Origin of the sequence: Bacillus sp. JS, from assembly GCF_000259365.1 — a bacterium.
Taxonomy (GTDB): domain Bacteria; phylum Bacillota; class Bacilli; order Bacillales; family Bacillaceae; genus Bacillus; species Bacillus stercoris.
In genome coordinates this window covers 2,573,988-2,596,613 of sequence record NC_017743.1, presented here as the reverse complement: position 1 = coordinate 2,596,613, position 22,626 = coordinate 2,573,988, and the positions used below count along the sequence as shown (strand labels likewise).

Genomic DNA, 22,626 nt, shown 5'->3' with positions numbered 1-22,626 from the left:
GATCAATAGCATTTTGCAGATTTTGTCTACTGACAATATAAAATTGATGGAGGGCTTAATATGTACGACACTATCGTAATCGGGGCTGGTCAAGCAGGAATCTCAATAGGGTATTATCTTAAGCAGACCGGCCAAAAGTTTCTCATCTTGGATAAAAGCCATGAGGTTGGGGAGAGCTGGAAAGATCGATATGACTCATTGGTTTTATTTACTTCTCGAATGTATAGCTCATTGCCTGGAATGCATCTTGAAGGAGAAAAGCATGGATTTCCTTCAAAAAATGAAATTGTTGCTTATCTAAAGAAATATGTTGAAAAATTTGAAATCCCAATCCAATTACGGACAGAAGTAATAAGTGTCCTAAAATCAAAGAATCATTTCTTAATAAAAACCAATAAGGAAGAATATCAAGCGAAGAATCTTGTCATTGCTACAGGTCCTTTTCATACCCCTCATATTCCATCAATATCAAAGGATTTAGCCAGTAATATTCATCAATTACACTCGTCACAATATAAGAATTCAAAACAATTGGTAGATGGAAATGTACTAGTAGTTGGTGGGGGGAATAGTGGTGCTCAGATAGCTGTTGAATTATCCAAAGAAAGAGTTACATATTTAGCTTGCAGCAATAAACCAGTTTATTTCCCTTTATTGATTGGAAAAAGAAGCATCTTTTGGTGGTTTGATAAATTAGGAGTTTTACATGCAAGTCATACATCAATATTAGGAAAATTCATTCAAAAGAAAGGAGATCCAATATTTGGGTTCGAATTAAAACATGCCATAAAACAGAGGGAGGTCATCTTAAAAACAAGAGTCATAGGGGGAAAGGAAAATGAAATCGTTTTTAATGATGCATCTTCATTAGAAGTAAATAATATTATTTGGGCTACAGGTTTTAGGAATCCCCTTAGTTGGATAAAAATAAAAGGTGTTTTGAATAAAGAAAATCGAATCATACATCATAGAGGTGTTTCACCTATAGAGGGATTGTACTTTATTGGTTTGCCTTGGCAGCATAGGCGAGGTTCAGCATTGCTTCAAGGTGTTGGAAATGATGCTGAATACATTGTAAAACAAATGAACGGTGAATAAATTGAGTAGAGCAGTAACTCACAAGTTTACTGCTCTATTTTTTGTGTGAGTAAGTGTCGTTATGTTACGGTGTAAAGCCGCAAAGGTATCGCTGTTGTATCTCTTGACTTGCAATCTTCTCGTGCTACATGTGCAGCACGTAAGGTTGCTTCCCAAATCGTAGGATGAACTGAAGAATGACTGATAATGCCTGTTGTAATACACTTCCTCTTTATTAAGAGACTCTTTAGTATATGTAAAAAGCGATTTTTCAAATCGCTTTTTTTGCAAAAATCATGTTAACCTCTAACTTCTTTATCAGTAAGAACTTTTAAAGCATCTCTTACTTTTAATGCGAAGTTGATAGGTTTATCGATTGATTCGAAATGAATATACATCAGTCTTGGTTTATCAAACAACCAGTGATTATGAAGTGACGTGACAATCAGATCATGTTCCCGAAGCACACTAATAAATGGATTGATTTCTTTTTGAAGAATCACGGTTTCACCACTGCAAAGAGCGCGGCCATCTTTTGTCATTGATTCAAATGAAAACAACTGAGGAATGAGTAAAAATGATCTTCCCGGTCTTCCCAGTACTTTTGGTTTTATATTCGTTCGTGATCTCATCACTGTGCAAATTCCATTTTCAAAAGTATGCATGGTTCCACCTAAAATATCGTTGAATTCGTCACAAAGACCATGCTGTTGAATCATTTCACCATCAACTTTTGCTTCCGCACGGACTGTTCTCTTGATAAGAACTTTCATAGCCTCCCTGACTTTTCTTGCAAATGTGAGAGGTTCGTCTATTGATTCAAAATGCATAAACATCAGACGTGGCTTATCAAACAGCCAATGGTTATGAACGGCAGTTACAATAATACCAAATTCGCGTAACTCACTCATAAACGGATTTACTTCTTCTTGAAGTAAAACAGTCTCACCTAGACATAAAGCTCTGCCATTCCGATCCATGCTTTCAAATGAAAAAGCTTGAGGAATAAAAGGAAATGCTTCTGCTCTTCTTCCAAGTACCACTGGATGAATGTTGTTTCGAAATCTTGTAGCCGTACATACACCATTTACGACACTAGGTGTTGAATTGAGAATCCTTGCAAATTCCCTGCAAAGTTGGGATGGCTCCATGCCCATTTCTTCCACTGAATATCTCCTCCTGAATATATTTACACCTTACTTTAAAGATATGTGGAGATGGAAAAAATGTAACACGGCATGAGTCCATATAGGAGTAATTCAATTGTTAATTAAGTTTCAAAATGATCAATATTCCTCTAAATTCAAAAATAGCTTTTTTAATATGACAGTATAAAATCCTTTGAGTAAAGAAACCTATTGGAAAAGGTTCGCTGAAAGGAGGAAGAGTATGTGGGGAAGAAAAAAATTGAAAACAAAACATCCTTAGTCTGGAAAATGGCTATTGCATCTGCTGTTTCTTGGGAAGCGGCAAAACTAGTGGGCTCTAAACACCCGTATTTAGCACCTCTATCTGTTATATTATGTTTGCAAACGACCATCGATAAGTCGATTCGATTTTCTTTTCACAGGATTGTGGGAACGGCAATCGGGGTCATGTTAACAGCCTATCTTGTTAGTCATTTACATATGAATGGTTGGATATTGGGTCTTTTAATGCTAGGCGGGACCTACATTGCAAAGTGGTTAAGATTAGATGAAACGGTTTTACATCAGGTTGCCCTCACTATTTTATTAGTATTTACGTTTGAAAGAACATCTAAAGATTATGTGATAGATCGGATCATCGATACGATTATTGGAGTCATTATCGCTATTTTGATTCATGTGTTACTTTTTCCGCCAGACTTTACAAAAAAGGCAGCCGGATCTTTTCAAACATTAGCTCATCAGCTTTCTGACATACTTTTAGAACTGTCCAAATGGGTTCAATTAGAGTGGGGACAAGGAAAAGGGAACTTAATGGAGTATAAAATGAACCATCTCCTACAGGAGCTGCATGCGACAAAAGAAATGTTACAAACGGCTTCTCAGAGCGTAAAATTCAACCCTATCAGAAAAAAGCATAAAATCATTCTCTCAAGATATCAAATGCAGATGCAAAAGATGAATGCAGGATATGAGTATGTATCAAATATCGCGAAATCGTTAAAAGAATGGGAAAAAGAAGGGACTTTATCTTCAAGTGACAAAATGGAGTTGAGCAATGATTTAAAAATGTTAAGTGAATTTTTTGAGGAATTTAAAGGAATACAACAGGGGCAAATAAACGATTGGAAACAGAACGAACAGAACATGCTATTGGAATCTCTTCGTTCAAAACTGATGTTGTATCCACCGCCTAATCATAAGGTCTATAAAGACTCTTTTTTTTTAGAAACGACGAAATTGCTGAAAAACCTATAATATTTTTTTAAAAAAAGAATATGGATATACAGATGTAGATGTAATGAGGTAAAAGCGGGGGAATAAAATGGATGATATACACCGGATTTTGGATGCAGTCGCCAATTCTAAGAATGCTATGGTATTGGCTACCATAATTAAAGTAGAGGGGTCCGCTTATAAAAAAGAAGGGGCCTCCATGTTAATTTTAGGGGACAAAACAAGAGTTGGCATGTTATCTGCCGGTTGTTTAGAAGAGGATCTTGTTGAAAGGGCAGAGCAAGTTTGGACTACAGGAGAGCCCTTGATTGTTCATTTTGATATGAGTGAAGAGGACGATTTATCGTGGGGACAGGGAGTTGGCTGTAATGGTGTTTTGACGGTTTTACTCGAGCCTGTAAAAGGGGAATTAGAAAGAAATCTTAGGACAGTAAAGAAATGCTTAGATATAAAAAAGTCTGTTACTCGAATGAAACGATTCACTAAAAGGTTAGAGCCAAGGGAAGATATGTATATCGTTGAAGATGGCAGCGTGTTTGGAACCGGGGATGTTAAGGAGCTAGGCTGTATTCAAAAACTGAGAAATCAGAATCCCCTTTATGATACAGAAAAGGGAATCAAAAGAGATGAATATACGTCTGATTTATTTTTTATCCATCAGATGGTTCCAAAACCTTGTTTATATGTCTTTGGAGCAGGGGAAGATGCGAAGCCATTAGTTTCTTTGGCAGCTGGTATAGGCTTTCATGTCACAGTGATTGATTGGCGTCCTTCTTTATGTCATAACGGCCATTTTCCTAAAGCCGACGATTTGATTGTAGGAGTACTGGAAGAAGTAATGGAGGGTCTGAGCATTACAGAAAGGGATTTTATCGTCATAATGACACACAGCTTTCAAAAAGATCAGATCATTTTACATAAATTTAAAAATATGGATGTGTTTTATAAAGGTGTATTAGGCCCTAGGAGGCGAACGGAACGACTATTAGGCGGGGCTCAGATTCCAGAAGATATTCATTCCCCCATTGGACTTCCCATTGGGGCACAAGGCCCCGAGGAAATTGCTATAAGTATTGTTGGCGAGATGATTAAAAACATGCGAAAACAAAGGTCTACCTCATGAAAACAGCAGCCATATACTTGGCAGCTGGTACAAGCAGACGTATGGGAACAGATAAGCGAAGTTTATTTCTTAATGGAGTCTCCCTAGGAAGTATGGCTCTTAAAAATGCCTTGTTATCTAAATTAGATCATATTTTCGTTATTACGAGAAAGGGAGATTCACTGCATTGGCTTTCGGCTTTTTTCTTTTTATATCCTATGTCAAATAAATGGAGTCAGGTGGAATGTGAGCAAGCGGGTAAGGGCCAGGGCCACTCCATACAATGTGGTTTAAAAAGAGCAGTAGAGTATGAGGCTGATGCCGTTATCATTCTTCTTGCAGATCAGCCATTTGTCACCACAGATATCATCAATACGTTAATTGATTCCTATCAAAGAGAGCACCACTATTCATTTATAGCTGCTGAAAATCAACATCTGCCTATGCCCCCTATCTTATTTTCAAATCAATGTTTTCCAGTGTTACATCAGTTAAAGGGAGATCAAGGCGCTCGGTATGTCATCCGTGAACGTATTTTAAATATGGGAAAAATGATTAACTTCCAAGACCCTTTGCTTTTTTATGACGTAGATACAGTTGAAGATTACAATTTACTACTGAATAAATTCGGGGAGTGAATGAGTTGGAGTATATCGGGAAAAGTGTTATACGAAAAGAGGCCCTTGAAAAAGTGACAGGAAAGGCGAAATATACAAATGATTTTCAAGAAACAGGGACATTACACGCAAAAATGTTGGTTAGTCCGTATGCTCATGCGAATATTGCTTCTATAGACTTTTCAGAAGCTTGGAAGATTCCTGGAGTGAAAGCGATATTGGGTGATGAACCTTTTCCGCTTGTAGGTGAAGAAATTAAAGACAGGTCGCCGATTGCTTATAAAAAAGTTAGATACCATGGTGAGCCAGTTGCTGTAGTTGTTGCGGAAAATCCAATCATAGCTCAAAAGGCGGCGGATGCCATCAAAGTGTTATATGAACCTCTTCCTGTCGTAAATTCCCCCCGTGCGGCCTTCCAGAAGAATGCTCCTCTCGTCCATGAACATTTGGACCGCTATGAGAAGAAGGAAGGTGTATACCCGGTTCCGAAGACAAATATCGCAAACCTAGATAAAATCAGAAAAGGAAATATAGAAGACGGGTTTAGGGAAAGTGATGTGGTAGCAGAGTTTCAAATTTCCTTTAATCCTTCTGATCACGCTGCTATGGAAACAAGATGCTCGATTGCTGAAATTCGAGCGGATGGAGAGATTATCATCACCACATCCTCTCAAGCTCCTTTTGCCATTAAAAAATTAATGGAGTGGTATTTTGGAATTGAACCTGGAAAGGTTATCGTCAAAACCCCTTTAGTAGGAGGGGCGTACGGGGGAAAAGCAGCAGTTCAGTTAGAGGTTATTGCATTTTTAGCATCAAAAGCAGTTGGTGGCCAGCCCGTAAAATTATTTAATTCAAGAGAAGAGGATATGATCACATCTCCTGTTCATATCGGATTGGATGCCATCGTAAAATTAGGAGCAACAAAAGATGGCATCTTAAAGGCGGCAGACATTCAGTTTTTATTTGACGGCGGAGCATACTCTGATAAAGGAGTTGACGTCAGTCGAGCTGGAGTGGTTGATTGTACGGGTCCATACGCGATCGACCATATATGGTGTGATTCATATTGTATGTATACGAATCATCCATATCCCAGTGCATTTAGAGGCTATAGTCATGCTGAAGTTTTATTTGCCTTTGAGCGAACAATGGATGTATTGGCAGAAAAGCTAAACATGGATCCATTAGAACTTCGCTATAAAAATGCCATTCGTCCTGGTGATACTACACCTACTCAAGTTCTTCTCAATTCAAGCACGGTTGGAAATGTACCAAAATGTATTGAAAGATTGAAGGAATTAATGAATTGGGATGAGGGACAGAGAATTGAAATCGGTGATCGGAAGATACGGGCAAAGGGGATCAGCTGTATTTGGAAAACGTCAACATTTGATACAAATGCAACGTCCGGGGTTATTTTAACCTTTAATCCTGACGGAAGCATTAATTTGATGTCAGGGGTAGTGGAAATTGGAACAGGGACAAAAACAGTGTTAGCCCAAATCTTAGCGGAACGAATGAAAATGGACATAAGCAAAATTCATGTAAAAATGCTTATCGATACTCAAACAACACCTGAGCATTGGAAAACTGTAGGCAGCAGAGGGACTTTAATGGGAGGAAGAGCTGTACTGAATGCAGCGGAGGAAGCCATTCGAAAGCTTAAGGACGTGGCATCTTGTGTGTTAAGAGTTCCTGTTGAGGAATTAGAGGTGGCTGATGGAAAGGTTTATTTTTTAGATAATCCTAATGTGAATGTTGAAATAAAAGACATTGCTTACGGATATACATTTCCAAATGGAAATACCATTGGCGGCCAAATCATTGCGAGCGGCAACTACACATTAACCCGGATGACGAATTTAGACCAAGAAACAGGAAAAGGAAAGCCGGGACCCGAGTGGGCTGTAGGCGCTCAGGGAATTGAAGTTGAGTTGGATAAACGGGATTATACGTATCGAATTACGAAGGCCTATTCTGTTGTGGATATAGGAACTGTACTGAATGAAAAAGCTGCAAGGGGTCAAGTGATGGGGGCGATGAGTATGGGAATCGCATTTGGAGGAAGAGAAACCTTTGTGTTTGATCCATACGGCAGAGTATTAAATCCTCAGCTTAGAACATACCGCCCCCTTCACTATGGAGAGCAGCCTGAATATATCATTGAATTTGTTGAAACCCCGCATGTGATTGCGCCTTATGGAGCGCGCGGCGGCGGGGAACATGGCCTGTTGGGGATGCCGGCAGCATTGGGAAATTGCCTTTCCACTGCTTTAGGTGTCCAATTGAATCAACTTCCTCTGATTCCTGAACATTTATGGAGGACGCAAGAGGGGTGGAAAGATGATACCGTTTGATTTCGACTATTTTAAACCGAAGACCATTCAAGAAACAACCCGCCTGTTTCACTCTCTTGCGGCCGAAAAGAAAACACCAATGTATTATTCCGGCGGCACAGAAATCATAACACTAGGAAGGTTGAATCTCATCTATACGGATGCAGCTATAGATATTAACGCACTTCCGGAATTTCATACCATCCGTTTTCATGAAAATTATCTAGTGATGGGAGCAGGTGTGTCATTAACGAAAGTGGAGGAAGAAAATCCGTTTCCGTTATTGAGTAAAACAGTAAGTGAAATCGCGGACCGGACGGCTCGAAATAAAATCAGCCTGGGTGGAAATATTTGCGGGAACATCTATTACCGTGAGGCAGTCTTGCCGTTGTTAATTTCCGATAGTTTGGTAGGAGTCGCAGGGAGAGCAGGGCTTCGTTACCATCCTATTAATAAAGTATTTAACAGGGAAATACAATTACAAAAAGGGGATTTTTTATTTCATATCCTTATAGATCGAACGTATATAGAATTGCCATTTATAAGTATAAAAAGAAGACAACAGTGGAATGTTGGGTATCCATTGGTGACAGTTTGTGCACTGAAAAAAGATGAAGAGGTTAGAATGGCCTTTAGCGGCGTATGTCCATTTCCTTTTCGTTCTATTGAAATGGAGAAAATGTTCAACGATAAAAGCTATTCATTAGAAGACAGAGTGCGCAGGTCTTTACAGTATCTGCCCAAACCCATTCTTGATGATGTAGAAGGCTCAAGTGAATATCGAATATTTGTCTTGCAACATGCAATCTTGGATGCCTTACATGAATTAGAAGGAGGCCCAAATGTCTAACCCTATTACATTAAAAATAAATGGCAAGGAAAGACGGATTACTGTCAGACCAGCCGATACTTTGTTATATGCCCTTCGTCTTCGTCTTGGATTAACTGGTTCAAAGCCAGGCTGCTTAAATGGCGATTGTGGCGCCTGTACGATATTAATAGATGGAGTACCGATGAAATCTTGTTTGATGCTTGCAGTAGAAGGTGAAGGTAAGGATATTACTACAATTGAAGGACTTATAAATACGCCAATCCAAAAGGCTTTTATTGAGAAATTTGCGTTTCAATGTGGCTATTGTACCCCGGGTTTTCTAATGAATTGTCATGCTTTAGTGAATACTGAGCCGAACGCTGGCGATGAAACGATAAAAGATTGGCTGCAGTCCAATATTTGCAGATGTACTGGTTATAGGGAGATTGAAGAAGCAGTTAAATCTGTTTTACATACAGAGAAAGGGAATCATTAGCCCGGCATAACTGATTACCAAATATTACGTAAGATTTTTTCTTCTAATGAGATCCTTAAAGCCTGAGATGAACTGAATGTTTCATCCAGGCTTTTTAAGGTATAACATGGCCTTATCCTAGAGATAATGCATATAGCCAATGATGAGTCAGCTTCCTGTAATGAAGAAACGTTTCTCAGCAAACGAAGGAGGCTTGGGTATCTATAGCTCTTTTACCATTACCTTTTCGCCATTAAAATCGAGTTCACCATTAAAGTGAAAACCAAACCTTTGATAAAGGCGAAGAGCATGAATATTATTTTCAAATATACTTAAATAAATTCTCTTACATTTATATAGCTCAGCAAGGTGCTGAATGAGAGCTTTAAGCATTTTCTTCCCTAATCCTTTTCCTTGATAGTGTTCGTCGATAAAAAATCGGTCAAGCCAAACTCGTCCATTTTTATTATCTTCATCATACTCGGGAAACAATCCATACATTGCAAAACCGACTAGATCTCCTTCAGAGTAAAGCCCGACAGGTTTATAATAGGGGCATTCTTTTGCATCCTCTAAACATACTTTTGTTGATTCAATATATGATAGTTGATTCTGGCTGACATGCAGATCAAGAATGGCAGCACGATTATCATCAGTTACTGCTTTTATTTTTATACTCATACTACATTCTCCTTATTTTTCTTATCCCCCGGTTAGGCTGCGGCTTAAGGTGATGGCAGATGGAATTGATATTGCTAAAACTCTGCATAACTATATTCACGTCAAGCAACATGTAGCCTATCAAATTAAGTACCTTATCTTATTGTGCCTAACCAGGGGCATTCCCTGCAGCCAAATGACTTGACTTTATAGAGAATGAATTAATTCAAAGCTGCAGCATCATTCTTATTTTCTTTCCAAACCATTGTAAGACCAAGGCCGATCACCATAACGAAACCTGCAAATAGGAAAGGGAAATGAATGTTAAGATCAAATAGGATACCGCCTAGAGCGGGGCCAAATATATTTCCCAGGCTGGTGTATGTGGAGTTCATGCCTGCTACGAAACCCTGCTGGTTACCGGCCATATTGGATAAATGAGCAGTTAAGGCCGGACGTAGCAAATCGAACGCCAGAAAAATAAAACAAGTTACAAGCAAAACAGTTAAAAATCCTGACATAACAGTAGACACGAAAGCCAAGATCGCTCCGGTTATTAAGCATAGCTGAATGATTCTTTTCTCTCCAAGTTTGTTGACCAATTTCCCGAAAAGTAAAACTTGAATAACTACCGCCACAATGGAACTAATCGTAATAATGGTTGCAATATCTTTTGGTGTGAAGCCAAATTTATGATCAGAAAACAAGCTGAATACCGTTTCATAAGCTGATAAACCAAAAGCCATTACAAAGACGATAATAAATGCAATGAAATAGACAGGATGAATGGACCTCTTCAAGTCTTTAATGAAATTTGATTCCTTTGTATGAGATGAGAGTTGATGGCGTTCTTCTATCGACAATGACTCTTTTAGTATAAAAACGGAAGTGACAGCTGCTATTAACGCGATGGCGGAGGCGAAGAAAAACGGCATGCGGATGCCAAAGCCGGCAATAAATCCTCCCGCACCAGGTCCAATAATAAAGCCTGTGCTAATTGCAGCAGAAACATACCCCATAGCTTTTGACCTTTCCTTTAGGGTTGTCATATCAGCTACATATGCTGTTACCGCGGTCATGATAAAAGCCGCACTTATGCCACCCAATATCCTTGAAACATAAAAGATTGAAACATGGGTCCCTAATCCGAAAATCAGCTCTGATAAACTGAATATAAGCAACCCGAGAATAATCATTTTTTTTCTGCCGAAACGGTCAACCCACCTACCTGCAAAAGGTGACGCAACTAACTGAGAAATGGCAAAAGCCGCAACAAGATAACCCATAGTGCTGCCGGATAAATGCATGATTTTCATAAAAGAAGGCATAACCGGAATAATTAAACCGATACCAAGAAATGCTACGAAGATGTTGCTCAATAGTATAATGAAAATCGTTTTTTGCTCACTTATTGATTTTTTCATTTAAATTCCCCTTTACTCAATTGAACCCTTTTACCTATCCTTTTCACTTGAAGCTTTTTTCAAGTACAATCAAATCATAAGGTATATGGTTACCGTATAGTCAAGGAGGTTTTTATGGGCGAAGATGTTAGGAAGTATTTCACAACAGGGGAGTTTTCAAAGCTCTGCCGTGTAAAAAAACAAACCTTATTTCATTATGATGAGATTGGTCTATTCTCACCGGAAATAAAAAAAGAAAATGGGTATAGATATTATTCCTATCATCAATTTGAGATTTTTCAAGTCATCAGACTATTTAAAGAGCTTGGCGTTCCGTTAAAAGAAATAAAGTGTCTAATAAAAGGGAAAACACCAGACAAGATCCTGCATGTTCTAAAAGAAAAATCTGTTGAGATTGATAAAAAAATAAATGAGCTTAAACAGTTGCAAACGATCTTACATACAAAAGTGGCGCTTACTGAACAAGCACTTGAGACTGATTTTTCCTCAATTTCTTTTGAATATTTACATGAAGAAACATTCATGTTAAGCCGAAACACATTAAACTTACGAGAACGAAAATATGTGGCTGCCATTTCAGAACTCATTCATGAAGTTCAACAATATGAATTAGATGAAGGATATCCGATAGGCGGGATCTTTGCACGGGAACAAATATTACAAAAAGACTTCTACAATTACAGTTACTTTTATATAAAAGTAAAAGATGGGATAGAGAACATAAATTATCATGTGCGGCCAAAAGGCCTTTATGCAGTTGGATATGAAATAGGTGGAAACACTGAAGAGGCGTATCGCAGAATCATTGAGTTCATTGAAAAGAATGGAATGCAAATAGGGGAAAATGCATATGAGGAATATATGCTGGATGAGATGGTAGTTGACGGGTATGAAAATACATACGCCAAAATCCTCCTTCAAGTTAAGGAGGTGTAAGATTACGAGATGTTGATATGGAAAAATTGTTATTTTTGTGTGCCCAAGAAGAATATAAACTGGTTACATAAAAGCGAGCCCACAGCCCTACTTCAAAAGCTGCACCATTGAATAAATAGCAATGTCTGTCTTTATTCGCTGGCATAATTATTTGTAAAGTTTTAAAAATTCTAGGCTAGTGAAATTCAACATCCATAAAATGATGAAAAAGTCGGTGATAAATTATTCATCCGTGAATCAAACGGCGATCGAACATTCTATTTTTGTGTTTAAGATGAGTTTTCTTGATTTAGCACACTTCCTTAATAAATGCATAGGATACTATCACAAAAATTTATAATTGTGGGGATCAAAAATGTACTTTAACCCTTTTCCGCCTCAATGTTATTATTATGTGACTGTACCGATGTATAACGATGGAAGATCTGTTTATTGGATTATTCCAAATGAGATGGAGCGCGTACACAGATGTGCCGATTTGCGCTCTTCATATGAAGATAGAAACCTTCTCTTGAAGGATTATGGACCAAAACCATTTGTTGTAAATATCAATAGAGCCACAAAACAAAACAATACGTTCCGTACGGCTTTATGGACAGGAAAGCATTTTCAAGTTACTTTGATGAGTCTTGGTATTGGAGAAGATATTGGTTTGGAAATCCATCCTAACGTCGATCAGTTCTTACGGATTGAGCAGGGGCGTGGGATCGTCAAAATGGGAAAGAGCAAAGATCATTTGAACTTTCAAAGAAATGTTTATGATGATTCTGCCATTGTTGTACCTGCCGGCACTTGGCACAACGTGATGAATACAGGGAATACGCCATTAAAACTTTACTCCATTTATGCTCCTCCTAACCATCCATTTGGTACAGTTCATGAAACTAAAGCAGATGCAGTGGCTGCGGAAGGTTAGCATAGATATTCACAGAATTCTATGTAATTGGAGTCACATCCAGCATGAAACATAGGGAACCAGTACCTAAGAATTGTTTTTATGTAAATGAAACCCAATGTAATATCCAAGCAGTCTTGTGCTAATTTTAAAAGTAATTGATAAAATAAAGTCGATTTAATAAAATCGGCTTATTTCTTTATTCGAGTCACTTTTAGCAGAATTGGCATTATCGAAATGAATCTATCAACTCAAAGAAAGTAACTTTCACACTTGACTATATACCTATGGGGGTATATTATTGTTTTGTGAATAACAAAGAGTTAATAAGGTGGTGTAACTCGTATCAATTATTTAGTTATTGCATTCCTGCTTATTTTTGTGATTATCATTGCAACGTATAGACGTTATTATCCTATAACCGGAATCTCTTGTATCCATAAAGATAAATTAAAGGCTACGGACATGACAATATTAGATATTCGACATTATAACGATGTACCCAATTTTTCGGATGATATTATTTTAAACATCCCATATGCGTATCTAAAACGTTTTTATTTAGAGATCCCACGTGATAAAATACACATAATAGCTCGTGATCGGGTGGAATTAAATTTAGGAGTGCGTTTTCTAAAGCGCAAAGGTATCCATGTAAACAGTTATGAGCTGGCAGCATGTAAATGTGAAAATAAATGAAAGAAAGGATTTCATTGATATATGGAGTATGATCAAAAGATTAAAAACCGCTTACGACGGATAGAAGGACAAATTAAAGGTGTATTGACTATGATGGAACAAGGAAAAGATTGTAGAGAGGTTGTGACCCAATTAGCAGCTTCCCGTAATGCTATCGATCGAGCGATGGGTTTAATTGTGAGCACAAACCTTGAACATTGTGTTCGTGAAAGTTTAGAAAAAGGCGAAGACACACAAAACTTAGTAAAAGAAGCAGTCGACTTGTTGGTAAAGAGCCGATAAAAATTCATCAACCTCTATTTAAGGTTGACGAATTTTTATATACGTTATATTATACCCCTACCGGTATTTTAAAGAGTTGAATAATAGCAGATCTCTCGAAAAAATTTTTCGATTTTAATATACCCATGGGGGTAATTAGTTGGGGGAATAAACATGACAGAACAAACAAAACGCACAACAATTGTTTTATTTAGCGGGGATTATGATAAAGCAATGGCAGCCTATATTATTGCAAATGGTGCAGCTGCCTACGATCATGAAGTGACGATCTTCCATACTTTTTGGGGATTAAACGCTTTGCGTAAAGAAGAACCTGTTCCAGTGAAAAAAGGGTTTCTTGAAAAAATGTTTGGAAAGATGATGCCTCGTGGTGCTGATAAGATGAGCTTATCTAAAATGAATTTTGCAGGTATGGGCCCTAAAATGATTAAAAATGTGATGAAAAAGCATAATGCATTAACATTGCCTCAGTTAATTGAGATGACTCAAGAACAGGGGGTAAAGCTCGTAGCCTGTACGATGACAATGGATCTTCTTGGTTTACAGGAAAAAGAACTATTAGATGATATCGACTATGCTGGTGTAGCAGCTTATTTGGCAGATGCTGAGGAAGGCAGTGTCAACTTATTTATCTAATGTTACTCATTGCTAAATAAATGAAGGGAGGTTATAACACTATGGATAGTGGCGTAATGTTCAATATCTTACTCATTTTATTTTTACTATGGTTCGTGTTCGTATTTCGACGTTTTTTTTCATTGCAAGGTGTTAAACAAATAACAACTGCTGATTTAAAGTCAGAGCTGAAAAATAAAGACATACAGTTTATAGATGTGCGAACACCTTATGAGTTTCGTACAAGGCATATTAAAGGGTTCAAAAATATTCCCTTGACTAACTTGCCTCATCTAACTAATCAGCTTTCGAAAGACAAAGAAGTTTTTGTTATCTGTCAAAGCGGAATGAGAAGTTTAAAGGCAAGTAACATATTGAAGAAACAAGGATTTAAAAACATCACAAATATAAAAGGGGGTATGAATACATGGTATTAACTTCTAGGGAGAACCTTTTTGCATATTTATATACCCCCACCCCTATATGAGAAAAGGAGGAAAAAATGATGAAAGCAAATATTGTACTAGACGCTAAAGGTTTGGCGTGTCCAATGCCTATCGTAAAAACGAAGAAGAGTATGAAGGATTTAAAAGCTGGTGAAGTATTGGAAATTCAAGCGACAGATAAAGGTTCTACAGCAGATCTGGAAGCGTGGGCAAATAGTACAGGTCATGAATATCTAGGTACTGAAGCAGAGGGGGAAATACTTCGTCATTTTCTTCGAAAAGGAGGAGAGCTTTCAGCAGAAAATGCAGCTTCAATTCCTGAGATTTCATTAGAAGCTTTCAAACAGAAAGTGGATAGTGACGAGTCTCTTAACATTTTAGATGTACGAGAGATAGAGGAGTATGAAAATGCTCATATTCCTGGAGTTGTGCATATCCCTCTAGGTGAAGTGGAAAAGCGCTCTAACGAATTAAACAAAAATGATGAAATTTATATTATTTGCCATTCAGGAAGAAGAAGTGAAATGGCAGCTCACACCATGAAAAAACAAGGTTTTAAAAAGGTTATTAATGTTGTCCCCGGTATGCGGGATTGGACTGGTAAAACAGAAAAAGGAGGTATGTAAACATGACCGTTCAAGCACTTACCGCAAAAGAAGTCACACAAAAAATCTTTAACAAAGAATCTTTATTTATTCTGGATGTGCGTAATGAAAATGACTTTAACGATTGGAAGATCGAAGGACATTGTTTTGACTATTTAAATGTACCGTATTTCGATCTTTTAGATGGCGTAGAAGGTATCTTGGAGAAAATTCCTTCTGATAAAGAAGTGCTGGTCGTTTGTGCAAAAGAAGGTTCATCCGTCATGGTATCCGAAATGCTTTCTGAAGCAGGTCATTCTGTATCCTATCTTAAGGGTGGAATGAAAGCATGGAGCGAACATTTAGAGCCGGTAAAAGTCGGGGATTTGAAAGATGGCGGTGAGATGTATCAGTTTGTTCGAATCGGTAAAGGCTGCCTGTCATACATGGTCATTTCCAATGGTAAAGCAGCGATTATTGATGCGACACGTATGGCGGATATTTTTATAGACTTTGCGAAAGAGAAGGGTGCGGAGATTACTCACGTATTTGATACACATCTTCACGCGGACCATATTTCAGGCGGCAGAGTCATTGCTGAAAAAACAAAAGCAACCTACTGGTTACCGCCTAAAGATGCTGAAGAAGTGGCATTCGATTATCAGCCGTTGGAAGAAGGAAATGACATGATCATTGGAAATACAAAGATTAAAATTCAAGCGATTTATTCTCCGGGGCACACGATTGGGTCCACTTCTTTCATTGTCGATGATCTGTATCTTCTTTCAGGTGATATTTTGTTTATTGATTCAATTGGCAGACCAGACTTAGCCGGTATGGCAGAAGATTGGGTAGGAGATTTAAGAACAACGCTTTATAGCCGTTACAAGTCGTTATCAAAGGATTTAATTGTATTACCTGCACACTTTATGATCATTGACGAGCTAAATGAGGATGGAAGTGTTGGTAAAAAACTAAGCACGTTATTTAGCGAGAACCATGGTTTGAACATTGCGGATGAAACAGAATTTAGACACCTAGTAACAGATCATTTGCCTCCGCAGCCAAATGCATACCAAGAGATTCGAGAAACAAACATGGGGAAAATCAGCCCAGATGAAGAAAAACAGCGTGAAATGGAGATTGGTCCAAACCGCTGTGCAATACGGTAACACAAGTTTCTGTTAAAAAGAGGAGAGATGAACATGAAATCAGATAAAGTATTAGACGCAAAAGGCCTGGCATGCCCAATGCCAATCGTCAGGACAAAAAAAGCGATGAATGAACTGGAATCAGGTCAAATATTAGAAGTGCATGTAACAGATAAGGGAGCTAAAAGTGATCTTGCAGCTTGGTCTAAATCAGGCGGGCATGACCTTTTAGAGCAAACTGATGAAGGCGATGTATTGAAATTCTGGATTAAAAAAGGCTAATGAATGGAAAGGGTATCGAATAAAAAGATACCCTTTTCCTTTGAAAGGAGGAAACCAAAGTGGATATTGCCTTTATCACAACTCTTTTCACTATAGGGTTTATTGGTGCCTTTATTTCCGGAATGATTGGTATTGGCGGAGCAGTTATTAATTATCCAATGCTATTGTACATTCCTTCTTTAGTGGGAGTGATGTCATTAACTGCCCATGAAGTGTCAGGTATAGGGGCTATTCAAGTTTTCTTTGCGACACTCGGTGGTGTTTGGGCTTATCGTAAGAGTGGTCTTCTAAATAAAGCATTAATTATTTACATGGGAAGCAGCATCCTTTTAGGGAGTGTATTAGGGAGTTACTTTTCTCATTATATATCTGAAAAAGGAATTAACTTTATATACGGTATTCTGGCTATTTTAGCAGTTATTTTAATGTTTATACCTAAAAAAGGACAAGAACAAAGCGAAGACAAAGAAGTGATATTTAATAAATGGTTGGCTTCGTCCCTAGCGTTTATCATTGGTGGTGTATCGGGTGTTTTAGGAGCTGGCGGCGCCTTTATCCTGGTCCCCTTTATGTTATCAATTTTAAATATTCCTGTTAGAATCACAGTCGCTTCATCTCTTGCGATTACATTTCTTTCATCTATTGGCGCAACAGTTGGAAAAGTAATCACGGGCCAGGTTCTTTTTGTACCAGCTCTGGTTCTTATGATTGCCAGTTTAATTGCTTCTCCTATTGGCGCATCAGTTGGGCAAAAAGTAAATACAAAATTCCTGCAATGGATTTTAGCGCTATTAATAAGTGCGACAGCTATTAAAATTTGGTTAGAGCTGATATGAGTCAGCGGGTAAAATGAAAGATTAAAAGATTCATCACTCGTTGGTTTCTTATTAATGTTATGACACTTGGTCATGTTCAATAAATGTTTCAAGTATTTGATGAAATTCATTTTGATAATGGTGACTTGGACAAGTCTTGACTATAGTACCTTGAAATGCATTTGACTTAGTGGCGTCCAGTGGAATTAGGACAACGTTAAGAAAATAAAAAAACCATAACTTCACCTTTGATCATTTTTTTAAAACGTTTTAATCCCGATTGGTTTAATGGGTATTATTGAGTTAATATAAATTATGTCTATTTTGTATAATAGGCTGTATGGCATGATTTCAAATGCTTGAAACGGCGTGCTTTTGTAACTGATAATATACCACTTTTGTTGAGGGATTCGAACTAAAAAGAAGATGCCAAACTATATGGGTATCTTTGTTTGCTTTAGAGTTATTATATTTGAATATCATGACATGGCACCAATGGCAAGTTTGTGTAGCTGCCCTGCTAGTTATACTCAATAGATACGAGAAAGGTTTGTTTTCTCGTTTCGCTTTTTCAAATGCTTCTTCTCCCCAAGGGAACCAGTTTACACGGTTGTGAGCATGTTGAAGTAAGTAAGGAGACTTCTCAGCATTGGGTCTATTGTGCGGGCATGGGATCACCTTCTTTCTTTATGATTTATTATCGAGTATGATTTTCTTTATTTGGTATACCGCAAGCTATATCTTTATAGCATTGTTCTGTGGACTTCTAATCTATTTGTGATTAAAGCAACTACTTAAAGGGTACTTCAGATGGAGTCAATATAACTTACCAACAACCCATTTGGTGTTTTTTTATTTATCCTACCTAGTGAAGATCATCTCATTAGGACAAACAGCTGTTACATAGCATTGCCAAGGGGGGATGCACATTCTATGAGGTGATAATCATAAGAGGGTCCGCAAGCTGAACAATGTTATTAACGATGGCTATTATTGAAAATGGAAATGTTGTAAGGGTGTCGTGTAAGCACAAGCGATCAAGAGGGCGAGCATCGACAGCCAGACCGGAGCCTGCATGAAGAAAGCAGGAACGAGGATGCTCTGAAGTTTGACAATGAATGCTTTTCTGGAGAGCTGTTAGAACGTCCGGCTTTGAACTGCTTAAGGGAGGGTGTCAGTAAGGCCCCATAAGCCAAATCATCTGCTATGATCCAGACTGTCTTTCTCGGAGAGCATATCAGTGATGACAAAAATGATGTTCCCTTCGCCTTCTTCCGCTTTTTCCTTCTCTGCCCGATAAAACTCATGAAACATCTTCATCAGCGCCCGCTTTTCAATCCGCGATACATTTCGGCTGTCCAAGCATATGTTATAAGTTCCGCTGTGTTTAAGTGCGAAGCTTGTAACAGGTTTAAATGAAAGCCTGATGTCTAAAGCTTCGGCAATCCGTTCAAAATTAATTTGTTCAGACTCTGTCATATCAATCTTCCATATAAGCTTTCGATCCAATTCTCTAAATGACTGTTTGTATACCTCAAGATGAAAAACCTCCTTAAAGACGACAATCTAAAAATTGGATTCATTTAAATATTATAGGAAAATCAAGACTTTTTTTCATAGGAAAATGCGTCTAAGGAGATGGAATATGAATCTGTTTAATAATGGCTGTTTTCGTAAGTATGATGATTTTAACACGCATCTGGATTTCCCTCGAAAAGTAAAGGTCTTTAGGGATTTATGTCAAAATAATAGTAAGTACCTTATGCAACAAACAGGGAGTTTGGTTGCTTAATAAGGAGGGGGATGTATGAAAAAAAATATTCACATATTGGGAGCCTCTGGTGTCGGAACTTCTACATTGGGTGCTGCATTATCAAAGCGTTTGCCTCATACGCATCTTGATACTGATAATTACTATTGGTTAGATAAATTCACTAAAAAAAGAGAAATTCCTGAAAGAAAAAGGTTGCTTGAAAAAGACTTAACAATCAATGAAAAATGGATTCTTTCTGGTGCAGTGTGTGGCTGGGGCGATAATCTAAAAAGTTATTTTGACCTTGTCGTCTTCTTATGGATTCCACAAGATATACGGCTTGAGAGACTAAGGCACAGGGAATTTCAGCGTTATGGAAACGAAGTGTTAGCCGGTGGCAGTAAATATGAACAATCAAAAACATTTTTAGAGTGGGCTTCTTTATATGATAATGCTGGAATGGAAGTTAGAAGTAGAGCTTTGCATGAACATTGGATGGCAGATTTATCTTGTCCAGTGTTAAAGATTGAAGGCGACTGCTCAGTCAATGAAAGAGTTGACCGTGTCTTGGATTATCTGAGTTCTAATTAAACTAAGGAATAGCGATTGAAAAAGAAGAACACGCAGCAGATTCACTTGTTCTTCTTGGGGGGCAAGTGTTGACTCTATTGCTGGTTTAATTAAAGAAGAAGTATAAAACCTGTATCAAAGTTGTTGGTAGATATCTATGACACAGGTTTTATATTTAGGTAACCAATATCCTTATATATTTAACATTACATTTTTTATTAAATAGTTCACTCTATTTCTGCTTTCAATTTTTCGAACCATTCTAAATTAACCAAGTGATGTGAACGGGAATTTTCGTTCATACGGCGAAAGTAATCGATTGTGCCGGGAATTTCTTGAGTGATGGACAGGTATTCATCAAGGAGCTCGATTCGAGTTTTAGTCTGATCGATTTGTGATTGGATCAGATCCAGTAATTTATTTTTGTCGAATTCATCGGCAAAGAGTAAAGCCCCATAAAATTGCAGGTTCACATATTCCGATTTGGTGCCGTATTTGATCATTAATTTTTCGAATTCTGCCCTTCCCGAATCTGTAACTTTGTAGTTACGGATTTCACGCCCGGTGGTTGAGGGTTTCTGCTGAATCTGTTCAATAAAGCACTTTTCTTCAAGTTGCTGCAGATTGTAATAAAATGAACCTTTCGTGAAGTTAACAATGTATTTGTAATGACGCTTTTCCATTAAGGCCAGAAGTTCATAGCCGTGAGCTCCGGGGTTTTGGATTAACAAGCCAAGGATAAGTAAGGGAATCATGGTTTCATCACCTTCGCCAGCCGCGCCTCAAATTCCGCGTACGTGATTTTACCCGAAGCCAAATCCATACTATGAAGGTAAATCTGTTCTGTTTTAGAATAGTCACCATTCACTTTCAGTGATTGCTCCTCTCCCGAAATGGGTTTCAGGATATGGTGCTTTTTTGAAAAAGCCTCGAAATAGCGGTAACCGAATTTGCGTTGTGAAGCTGCGTCTAAATGAATGCCATCAGGATTCGCAGTCAAACCTGCTGCAGTAACAAAATAACAATTTTGTTGTTCATTAGCAAAACGCAGCAATTGTTCATTAACCTGTCGAAACTCAGTCGCGTGCTGTCCAAAACCGGTCTTCCCAAGAAAGTCACCAAGCCCTCCAATTATCAACGGTACCTCATCAAGTTTCAACTCGTTTCTTAGCGTCTCGATGATAAGACTTAATTTCTCGTAATAAGTTTCATGTAGTGAACGATAACTGTCACTCTCACCTTGATGCCAAAGGATTCCGCAAATTTGACTGGAACGGAGGGCGAAGCGGGCTTCGGACAAAGCATGCTGAAAAAGGATGCCTTCCGGATGCCAGTCATTCAATGAACTGCCACCTTCCGCACAAGGAATCAAGCCAATTTCTTCATCGGGATGAGCTTTCGACCATGCATCTGCAAAAGATGCCGCCAGGCCAACGCCGGAAACCGGACGGTCGTAATTAATCGGTTCTGTCATCATCTGCCACTGTCCATTGCGCAGCATTTTTATTTTTTCATTATAGATAGGGTCTACTTCATTCAAAAATCCACGGCCCGCCATATTCGACTGCCCCAACATTAAAAAAGACTTTATCATCTTATTTTTCACTTCTTTACATCAATATTTTAGTCTAATTAGACTATAGTCAATTCAGTTTATCTTGTAAAGTTTTAATAATGTTTTACTTTTATTATTAGTATGTATGAAAAACAAACTAACATTGAACATTTGGTGGATGTATTTTTCTTATCCAACTATCGGGAGGCCTTAGTTCAATAACGATCTCCCCCAATCGGGCGCGATTCTTGAACAAGAACTAAAGAAGTGATACATATTAGTCATGTATAATATGTATCACTCTCTATTTTGCATTTTTCATAGGAAATACGTTCAATGATGGAGGTGTATCCCAAATGAAATGGATTGTTAAAAAGGGAGGGCTATGTTGAAGGGGTTAAATATCAATAAAAAATTATTAAAAAGGTTAGCGATTGTACCAATTCTATTCATTTGTTATGTTATATTTTTAAATCCTGAAGTTATACTTGAAGAGAAATGTCCTAATAAGCCTTATAGTTTAACAATCGTAAAGCACGGGACAGGTATATTTGATAAGAAAATTGTTCTAATATATTACAAGATCCACGGAAAAACAGTAGCTGTTGGGGATTTGGTGTTTTTTGAGAATTTCGGCAGAGATATAGATGTTACTTGGGATACGAATACTGATGATGGAACTTGGTGGATAGATAAAAGCGTACATTTAACCATGACCTATGCTAAAAATGTTAAGGGGGATTTAGACAAGAAAGATATTGATTTTGATTATGGTACTGTCCAATAATAGTGAAGTGAAATAGGAATATACACTACATGAAAAGACCAAAGACTCCCCATGCCCCAACAAGAAGGTCGCTGACGGTTTATCTATTCAGGACATTGAGTTGACGCAAAGGTTTCAGGTACTTAATAGGTTTACTGAAGTTTCCGATTTTGTGGCGAAAAATGGCCGGTTTCCTGATAATTACATAACTAAAGGAGAAGCAAAAAAATTAGGATCGGAAAGCAAAAAAGGTGATTTATCAAAAGTAGCTCCGGGTAAAATTATCGGGGGAGATATATACAAAAACAGAGAAAAACAGGTTACAGAGGGAATGACAGATTACTCTATTCGAATGATGGATTAATATATAAAACAACAGATCATTATAAAA

At 37.8% G+C, this 22,626-nt stretch carries 24 protein-coding genes and 3 pseudogenes; 20 read left to right on the top strand and 7 right to left on the bottom strand.

What is annotated here, in order from left to right; translation table 11 throughout:
• Positions 1-60 precede the first annotated feature (60 nt).
• Positions 61-1,098: a flavin-containing monooxygenase gene (locus MY9_RS13200; protein ID WP_014664723.1), complete on the top strand. Its 1,038-nt coding sequence runs from the start codon at positions 61-63 to the stop codon at positions 1,096-1,098.
• Between the two features lie 278 nt (positions 1,099-1,376).
• Here MY9_RS13200 and MY9_RS13195 read toward each other — a convergent pair whose 3' ends face one another.
• Positions 1,377-2,243 (bottom strand): DUF1259 domain-containing protein, encoded by an 867-nt coding sequence (locus MY9_RS13195; protein ID WP_014664722.1) that lies wholly within the window; start codon positions 2,241-2,243, stop codon positions 1,377-1,379.
• Positions 2,244-2,513: 270 nt separating this feature from the next.
• Between MY9_RS13195 and MY9_RS13190 the strand changes: the two genes are divergently transcribed.
• From MY9_RS13190 to MY9_RS13165, 6 genes are all read left to right on the top strand, one after another.
• Entirely contained in the window at positions 2,514-3,482 is a 969-nt protein-coding gene (locus tag MY9_RS13190) for an FUSC family protein (protein WP_050982303.1), read from the top strand.
• A 67-nt stretch (positions 3,483-3,549) separates the two neighbouring features.
• Positions 3,550-4,584: an XdhC family protein gene (locus MY9_RS13185; protein WP_014664720.1), complete on the top strand. Its 1,035-nt coding sequence runs from the start codon at positions 3,550-3,552 to the stop codon at positions 4,582-4,584.
• A complete protein-coding gene (locus MY9_RS13180; protein WP_014664719.1) occupies positions 4,581-5,201 on the top strand; it encodes an NTP transferase domain-containing protein in 621 nt (206 codons plus the stop codon). The genes MY9_RS13185 and MY9_RS13180 overlap by 4 nt, the downstream gene beginning before the upstream one ends.
• A 5-nt stretch (positions 5,202-5,206) precedes the next feature.
• The gene (locus MY9_RS13175; protein ID WP_014664718.1) at positions 5,207-7,537 is read left to right on the top strand and encodes a xanthine dehydrogenase family protein molybdopterin-binding subunit; all 2,331 of its coding nucleotides are present in this window, start codon (positions 5,207-5,209) and stop codon (positions 7,535-7,537) included.
• Positions 7,524-8,366 (top strand): FAD binding domain-containing protein, encoded by an 843-nt coding sequence (locus tag MY9_RS13170; protein WP_014664717.1) that lies wholly within the window; start codon positions 7,524-7,526, stop codon positions 8,364-8,366. Before MY9_RS13175 ends, MY9_RS13170 begins: the two co-directional genes overlap by 14 nt.
• Positions 8,359-8,823: a (2Fe-2S)-binding protein gene (locus MY9_RS13165; protein WP_014664716.1), complete on the top strand. Its 465-nt coding sequence runs from the start codon at positions 8,359-8,361 to the stop codon at positions 8,821-8,823. Before MY9_RS13170 ends, MY9_RS13165 begins: the two co-directional genes overlap by 8 nt.
• A gap of 201 nt (positions 8,824-9,024) precedes the next feature.
• Here MY9_RS13165 and bltD read toward each other — a convergent pair whose 3' ends face one another.
• Both bltD and blt read right to left on the bottom strand, forming a co-directional pair.
• Positions 9,025-9,483: a spermine/spermidine acetyltransferase gene (gene bltD / locus MY9_RS13160; protein WP_014664715.1), complete on the bottom strand. Its 459-nt coding sequence runs from the start codon at positions 9,481-9,483 to the stop codon at positions 9,025-9,027.
• Between the two features lie 200 nt (positions 9,484-9,683).
• Positions 9,684-10,886 carry a multidrug efflux MFS transporter Blt gene (gene blt / locus MY9_RS13155; RefSeq protein WP_014664714.1) on the bottom strand — a complete coding sequence of 401 codons (1,203 nt, stop codon included), beginning with the start codon at positions 10,884-10,886 and terminating at the stop codon, positions 9,684-9,686.
• Positions 10,887-11,000: 114 nt separating this feature from the next.
• Between blt and bltR the strand changes: the two genes are divergently transcribed.
• From bltR to MY9_RS13105, 10 genes and pseudogenes are all read left to right on the top strand, one after another.
• Positions 11,001-11,822, top strand: a complete 822-nt coding sequence (gene bltR, locus MY9_RS13150) for a multidrug efflux transcriptional regulator BltR (RefSeq protein ID WP_014664713.1) — start codon at positions 11,001-11,003, stop codon at positions 11,820-11,822.
• 355 nt (positions 11,823-12,177) lie between these two features.
• Positions 12,178-12,738, top strand: a complete 561-nt coding sequence (locus tag MY9_RS13140) for a cupin domain-containing protein (RefSeq protein ID WP_014664712.1) — start codon at positions 12,178-12,180, stop codon at positions 12,736-12,738.
• A 360-nt stretch (positions 12,739-13,098) separates the two neighbouring features.
• The gene (locus MY9_RS21935; protein ID WP_081483632.1) at positions 13,099-13,416 is read left to right on the top strand and encodes a sulfurtransferase; all 318 of its coding nucleotides are present in this window, start codon (positions 13,099-13,101) and stop codon (positions 13,414-13,416) included.
• Between the two features lie 21 nt (positions 13,417-13,437).
• Positions 13,438-13,698 (top strand): metal-sensitive transcriptional regulator, encoded by a 261-nt coding sequence (locus MY9_RS13135; RefSeq protein WP_003237170.1) that lies wholly within the window; start codon positions 13,438-13,440, stop codon positions 13,696-13,698.
• 153 nt (positions 13,699-13,851) lie between these two features.
• The gene (locus tag MY9_RS13130) at positions 13,852-14,334 is read left to right on the top strand and encodes a DsrE/DsrF/DrsH-like family protein (protein WP_014664711.1); all 483 of its coding nucleotides are present in this window, start codon (positions 13,852-13,854) and stop codon (positions 14,332-14,334) included.
• Positions 14,335-14,375: 41 nt separating this feature from the next.
• Positions 14,376-14,750, top strand: coding sequence for a rhodanese-like domain-containing protein (locus MY9_RS13125; RefSeq protein ID WP_014664710.1), 375 nt, complete (start codon positions 14,376-14,378; stop codon positions 14,748-14,750).
• A 65-nt stretch (positions 14,751-14,815) separates the two neighbouring features.
• Complete coding sequence (locus MY9_RS13120; RefSeq protein ID WP_014664709.1) at positions 14,816-15,385, top strand: sulfurtransferase TusA family protein; 570 nt, start codon at positions 14,816-14,818, stop codon at positions 15,383-15,385.
• A pseudogene (locus tag MY9_RS13115) lies at positions 15,357-16,515 on the top strand (MBL fold metallo-hydrolase). Before MY9_RS13120 ends, MY9_RS13115 begins: the two are co-directional and overlap by 29 nt.
• A 33-nt stretch (positions 16,516-16,548) precedes the next feature.
• Positions 16,549-16,776: a sulfurtransferase TusA family protein gene (locus tag MY9_RS13110; protein ID WP_014664707.1), complete on the top strand. Its 228-nt coding sequence runs from the start codon at positions 16,549-16,551 to the stop codon at positions 16,774-16,776.
• A 59-nt stretch (positions 16,777-16,835) separates the two neighbouring features.
• Complete coding sequence (locus MY9_RS13105; protein ID WP_014664706.1) at positions 16,836-17,612, top strand: sulfite exporter TauE/SafE family protein; 777 nt, start codon at positions 16,836-16,838, stop codon at positions 17,610-17,612.
• A gap of 459 nt (positions 17,613-18,071) precedes the next feature.
• On the opposite strand, the pseudogene MY9_RS21930 reads toward MY9_RS13105, so the two are convergent.
• Both MY9_RS21930 and MY9_RS13100 read right to left on the bottom strand, forming a co-directional pair.
• Positions 18,072-18,269: pseudogene (locus MY9_RS21930) on the bottom strand (DUF255 domain-containing protein); the annotation flags it as partial.
• A 600-nt stretch (positions 18,270-18,869) separates the two neighbouring features.
• Positions 18,870-19,129 (bottom strand): annotated as a pseudogene (locus MY9_RS13100) (ImmA/IrrE family metallo-endopeptidase); the annotation flags it as partial.
• Between the two features lie 269 nt (positions 19,130-19,398).
• On the opposite strand from MY9_RS13100, the gene MY9_RS13095 reads away from it, so the two are divergent.
• Complete coding sequence (locus MY9_RS13095; RefSeq protein WP_014664704.1) at positions 19,399-19,935, top strand: ATP-binding protein; 537 nt, start codon at positions 19,399-19,401, stop codon at positions 19,933-19,935.
• A gap of 206 nt (positions 19,936-20,141) precedes the next feature.
• Here the strand turns inward: MY9_RS13095 and MY9_RS13090 are convergent, their stop codons facing one another.
• Together MY9_RS13090 and MY9_RS13085 are read right to left on the bottom strand one after the other, a co-directional pair.
• Complete coding sequence (locus MY9_RS13090) at positions 20,142-20,669, bottom strand: PadR family transcriptional regulator (RefSeq protein ID WP_014664703.1); 528 nt, start codon at positions 20,667-20,669, stop codon at positions 20,142-20,144.
• Positions 20,666-21,508 carry a sialate O-acetylesterase gene (locus tag MY9_RS13085; protein WP_014664702.1) on the bottom strand — a complete coding sequence of 281 codons (843 nt, stop codon included), beginning with the start codon at positions 21,506-21,508 and terminating at the stop codon, positions 20,666-20,668. Before MY9_RS13085 ends, MY9_RS13090 begins: the two co-directional genes overlap by 4 nt.
• Before the next feature lie 346 nt (positions 21,509-21,854).
• Here MY9_RS13085 and MY9_RS13080 point away from each other — a divergent pair, with 346 nt between their 5' ends.
• A complete protein-coding gene (locus tag MY9_RS13080; RefSeq protein ID WP_041521389.1) occupies positions 21,855-22,256 on the top strand; it encodes a hypothetical protein in 402 nt (133 codons plus the stop codon).
• Positions 22,257-22,356: 100 nt separating this feature from the next.
• Positions 22,357-22,599 carry a hypothetical protein gene (locus MY9_RS22140; protein ID WP_237711706.1) on the top strand — a complete coding sequence of 81 codons (243 nt, stop codon included), beginning with the start codon at positions 22,357-22,359 and terminating at the stop codon, positions 22,597-22,599.
• Positions 22,600-22,626: the final 27 nt, after the last annotated feature.